This is a genomic window from Protofrankia sp. CiP1_Cm_nod1 (assembly GCF_920888515.1).
Lineage (GTDB): Bacteria > Actinomycetota > Actinomycetes > Frankiales > Frankiaceae > Protofrankia.
Window position 1 is genome coordinate 1 of record NZ_CAKKTM010000151.1, and the last position, 5,233, is coordinate 5,233.

Consider the following 5,233-nt stretch of genomic DNA (forward strand, 5'->3'; position numbering starts at 1 on the left):
GGTCGGCGTCGACGGCCACCGCCGTCGGCCGCGCTCCGGTGGCCCGCACGGAGCGCGGCGGCCTGGCCGAGGGGTCCTGCGCGGCGAGGACGTCAGCCGCCACGTCCATGATCTCCATGGGTGTGCGGTAGCTGACGCTGAGCCGTTCCAGCCGCCAGCGATCGCCGATGTGCGGGGCCAGCGCCTCGGCCCAGCAGCCCGCCGCGGCCGGGCCCGAAGCCTGGGCGAGATCACCGACCAGGGTGGCCGAGCGCATCGGGCAGCGCCGCCACAGCAGCCGCCACAGCATCGGTGACACTTCCTGCGCCTCGTCGACGATGAGATGGCCGAAGGCCCACGACCGGTCGCCGCTGGCATGCTCCACGGCGCTGCGCCGCCGGTGGGGGCCGTACCAGCGCTCGGTCATGCCCGCGGCCATCGTCTCCACGTCGACGGTCCCGGTCAGGCCGAGCCCGTCGAGGACCTCGCGGGCGTACTCCCGCTCGGCCTGCCGCTCCCGCTCGACCGCCCGCTCGGCCGGCCGCGCGGTGTCGACGTCCGGATCCCCCAGCAGTTCGGCGGCCTCGTCCAGCAGCGGTACGTCCGCCGGCGTCCACGGGGCGTCGGCCGGCCGGCACAGCAGGTGACGCTCGTGAGCGGTCAGCTGTGCCGCGCGCGCCGCCGAGGCGAGCCGGGGCGGCTCGGCGAACAGGTCGGCGAGCAGACGCTGCGGGGTCAGCCGTGGCCACAGCGCGTCGAAGACCGCCCGCACCGCCGGGTCGGCGCGCACGTACCCGGCGATCTCCTGGCGTTCGTCGTCGTCGAGCAGGCCACCGGGGAGATTCGCGATCACCTGGTCGGTGAGTCCGGCCGTCAGTTCGCGGACGAAGATCCGCCGGGCCGGGTTGTGCGGGCGGCGGCTGCGCCGGGCCCGGGCCCGGGCGTTCTCCACGAACCGCCGGGACAGGCGGAGCACGGCGCCGTCGTAGCGGACCTCCACCCCCTCCGCGGGAACGTGCTGGCGGTTCTTCACCGCCTCGGCCACCAGCGTCGCCATCCGCAGGTCACCCTTGAGCGTGCTGACGCGGGCGTCCTCGTCCCCGGTGGCGTCGACGCCGGGGAACAGCCGCCCCGGGGTCGCGAAGACCACGCCTGTCTCGCCGAGGGAGGGCAGCACCTGCTCGATGTAGCGCAGGAACACCGGGCTCGGGCCGACCACCAGCACACCGGAGCGGACGAGCCGCTCCCGCTCGGTGTACAGCAGGTAGGCGGCCCGGTGCAGGGCCACCGCGGTCTTGCCCGTACCCGGCCCGCCGTCGACGACCAGGACGGATCCGGCGCCGGCGCGGATCACCCTGTCCTGTTCGGCCTGCAGCGTCGCGACGATGTCGTGCATGTGGCCCGAGCGGGGCGCGGACAACGCCTCCAGCAACGGGGTGTCCCCGCTCGCGCCGGCCACCTGGGCGGCGTCGGCGGCGGTGGGGTCGAGCACGTCGTCGGTGAAGCCGCGCAGCTCGCGCCCTTTGGCCCGCAGGTGGCGGCGCCGCAGCAGGCCGTGCGGGTCGGCGAGGGTCGCCCGGTAGAAGGCGGTGGCCACCGGGGCCCGCCAGTCGATCAGGATCGGCTCGTGCTCGGCGTCCGACAGACCGATCCGGCCGATGTAGACGCGCTGGTGGCCGGTGCGGTCCATGGCACCGAAGCACAGCCGTTCCTCGGCGGCGTCGAACCGGTCGATCCGGTCGCAGTACGCGTCGGCGAAGGCCTCCCGCTCCACCCGGGACTGCGGTGTGCCGGTGCCCGCCGTCACCAGCACCGCGCGCAGCTGCTCACGGGCCTGGTCGCGCAGGTCGTCCAGCCGGTTGTACAGGATGTCGACATACGCCTGCTCGCGCGCGAGTTCGTACTCGTACGTCGTCGGCACCTGCGATCCTTCCGGTTTGTAGACGGTGGGCACGCCCGGCCCCGCGGCCGGGTCCCCGACCGGCAGCCGCTGGCCGACGTCCGCTGGCGGGCGTCCGCTGGCCGGCATCCACCGGCCGGCACCCGCATGTGGAGCGCGAGCGGAACGGAAGATAGATTCTACGCCAGGTGCCCCACCAGCGCCCGGTGGGCCAGCGGAGTTCTGCCCGCTGTCGCTCGGCTGGTGCGTCGACGTCCGGCACCTCACGCTGGTCGCGCAACGTACGCCTGTGTGACGATGTGCTCCTGTCCGACGGCGATGTGCTCCTGTCCTGCGACGTGTGCCTGTTCGGCGATGTGCACCTGTTCGGCGATGTGCACCTGTTCGGACGGCACGCCGCAGAGCAGCGCCGCGTCCCGGACGGCCTGCGTCCACGCGCGCGGGCCACAGACGAACACGTCGTGGTCGACGATCTCGGGGACGATCTGGCGCAGCGCGACGTCGTCGAGCAGGGCGGAGAAGCGTTCCGGCAGCCACGACAGGCGGTCCGGGCAACGGTGCCCGGGCAGGTAGATCACCCGGATCCCGCGCAGCACGGCCAGCATGTCCAGCTCGTAACGGAAGGCCGAGCTCTCCTCGGTCATGGCCCGGTAGACCAGCACGGCATCGGCGGGGGAGCGCCCCAGCCCGTCGAGAAGCGTCCTGATCGGGCCGATGCCGACGCCGCACGCCATCACGGTCAGCCCTCGTGGCCGGCGGCCGGCGTCCACGGACGGGTCGACGCCCGTGCCCGGGGCCAGCGTCGCCACCGCAAGATCCAGCGTTGTCGCGATCATGATGTCGTCCTCCATCGGCTCAAGAGGCCCAGGGCCTGTCCCCGGGCACCTACCGGAGCAGGCCGCGGGCACGCGGGGAAGCGCGTGGCCACGGCTGGCGGCTCCCGTGCCCGCCAGCGGTCCTGCTGGTCCCTGCTGGTCTGGTCGGCCGCGCCGGTCCCGCCTCGCGGGGCCTGCGCGGGTGCTTCACCGTCCACGGTGGGCCGGCGGACTTCACCGTTGCTGAATCCAACCTGTGAGGTTGCTGGGAGTTCACTTCGCCGTCAGCGGAGGTGGATGTGCTCAGATAGAGCAACATCGGACGATCAACACGGAGCGGGCATATGAACGGTGAGACGACTGCCGATCAGTTGGTGAACCTGCGTGACCTGGGTGGGCTGCCCACCAGCGACGGCGGGCTGACCCGGGCCGGTGTGCTCTACCGCAGCGAGGCTCCCCTGCACGGTGACCGGCCGCCGCCGAACGGTCTCGCATGGCCGCCCCGCACGGTCGTCGACCTGCGCTCGCCGGTCGAGCAGGACGGCCCGCACCCGCTGGCCTCGGCGGCGACCGGCATCCACCTGATCCCGCTGCTGGGCGACGTCGATCCCCACGACCCGTCCTCCCGGACCGCCACGGCGCTCGCCGGCGGTCTGCGCACGCTCTACCAGTCGATCATCGTCTCCGCCGGCTCGCTGGTGGTCGGCATCCTTCATCTCGCGGCTCGGACACCCGCGCCGCTGCTCGTCCACTGCGCGGCCGGGAAGGACCGGACCGGCCTTGTCGTGGCGGTGCTGCTGCGTGCCGCGGGCGTCCGGGCGGACGCGGTGCTCGCGGACTACGCGATCACGGCCACGAACATGCCCGCGGTGCTGCGACGGATGGGTGACAGCCCGCTGCTGCCGGGCGGTGGGCAGAACGCGCGGGATCTGGCCAGGACGTCGTCCTCGGCCGTCGAGCAGGTGCTGGGCGTCATCGACGGCCACGACGGCGGCGTGGTGGGCTGGCTGGCCGCCAACGGCGCGGATCCGGACGCGGTATCCGCCTGGAAGTCCCGCCTGGTGGCCTGACCCGTTCCGTTCTGTTCCGTCCCGTTCGCCGTCCGGACCCGGTCCCGTCCCGTCCGGGCTCGGTCCTGTCCCGTCCGGACCCGGCACAGCCGGTCTCACGGAAACGGTCCCACGGAAATCCGCGACGTGTTCCGGCGCCCTGTTTCCCGTCCTTGTCGGTTTTTCTTGACGGTCACCGCTTTTCTTGACGGCCACCGCGGAATGGTGGCGGGCCCACGTGGTGAACCGTCTGTCCGGGGCAGGGAGCGTGGATCTCGACGGTGAAGGACGCGGTCGGCCGGGCGCCACGCGGCCAGCTGGCCTCGATGGCCGCGCGGACCTCCGGTGCCCGCCGGTGGTGGGCGGTGGGCCCCATCATCACCAGGTTCAACAGGTCGTCCGGGGACAGGGAGAGCTCGAGGTCCATGGCCAGCCGGTCCTGTTGGACGAAAAATCCGGCCAGTTTCGCGCGCAGCCGCTCGGATTTTCTCTCGTCCACGGTGACCAGGCCGAGCGGGCCCACGATCTCGCCAAGATGGCGGACGGTGGGTGTCACGATGGCCAGCCGTCCGTCCGGGCGCAGGACGCGGTGCATTTCCGCGGCATTTCGCGGTGCAAAGACGTCGAGAACAAGTGCTGCCGTCGCGGTCCGGATGGGCAGTGGGCCGCGTACGTCCGTGCCGATGGCGCCGATGCGCGGATGTGCCCGGGCCGCCCGTCGCAGCGCGTAACGTGACGCGTCCACCGCGATACCGGCCGCGCCCGGAGCGGACCGGAGCAGGCGCGCCAGGTAGTAGCCGGTACCGGCGCCGACATCGACGACGACCGGCGCGCCGCCGGACGTACCGCTGCCCCCGCTCTCGCTCCCGCCCTGGGCCGGGCCGCTGTCCTGGGACGTGCCGCTGACCGCCTGACGACCGTGGCCGCCGGCGGCGAGCGCGCCCGCAAGCCTGTTCGCGGGCTGGTCCGTGAGTGCGCCGGCAAGCCTGCCGGTGAGCTCGCCGGTGAGCCTGCCAGCGAGTCCGCCGGTGAGTCCGCCGGTGAGCTCGGCGGCGAGCCTGTCGGCGAGCCGGTCGGCAAGTGCGGTGTAGTGGCCGGCGCCAAGGAAGGCCTCCCGCGCCCGCACCATGTCCGCGCTGTCACCGGGGAGAGCCTTCGCCCGCCCGGCGGTGAGCGTCAGGTAGCCCGCCCGGGCGAGGTCGTAGCTGTGGCCCGCCGGACAGTGGACCCGCCCCGGCCCGGCGGTCAGCCCCTGGTGACATGTCGGGCATGTGAGATGGGCAAGAACGGTATGAATCACGCCGAGCCCGCCGTCATCATCGGCCGCATGGTAACGACAGTACGTGCCCGGTGAGCAGGGACGATCGAACGCCGGCCCGGTGGTGTCAGGCAGCGGGTGCCCGAAGCGGCAGGGGCGCCGGAGCGGTAGGAGGCCGGGGCCTGCACCGGCGCCGGAGCGGTACGGGCGCCAGACCGGTACGGGCGCCGGG

General features: G+C 73.2%; 4 protein-coding genes. 1 reads left to right on the forward strand and 3 read right to left on the reverse strand.

Annotated features, from left to right (window positions below; genetic code table 11):
- Positions 1-1,900: helicase (locus NBX02_RS07530; protein WP_250290593.1), on the reverse strand; the 1,900-nt coding region annotated here is incomplete at its 3' end.
- 242 nt (positions 1,901-2,142) lie between these two features.
- Entirely contained in the window at positions 2,143-2,715 is a 573-nt protein-coding gene (locus tag NBX02_RS07535) for a hypothetical protein (protein ID WP_250283955.1), read from the reverse strand.
- Between the two features lie 323 nt (positions 2,716-3,038).
- On the opposite strand from NBX02_RS07535, the gene NBX02_RS07540 reads away from it, so the two are divergent.
- Positions 3,039-3,764, forward strand: coding sequence for a tyrosine-protein phosphatase (locus NBX02_RS07540; protein ID WP_250283957.1), 726 nt, complete (start codon positions 3,039-3,041; stop codon positions 3,762-3,764).
- Between the two features lie 172 nt (positions 3,765-3,936).
- Here the strand turns inward: NBX02_RS07540 and NBX02_RS07545 are convergent, their stop codons facing one another.
- Positions 3,937-5,043 (reverse strand): methyltransferase domain-containing protein, encoded by a 1,107-nt coding sequence (locus NBX02_RS07545; protein ID WP_250283959.1) that lies wholly within the window; start codon positions 5,041-5,043, stop codon positions 3,937-3,939.
- Positions 5,044-5,233: the final 190 nt, after the last annotated feature.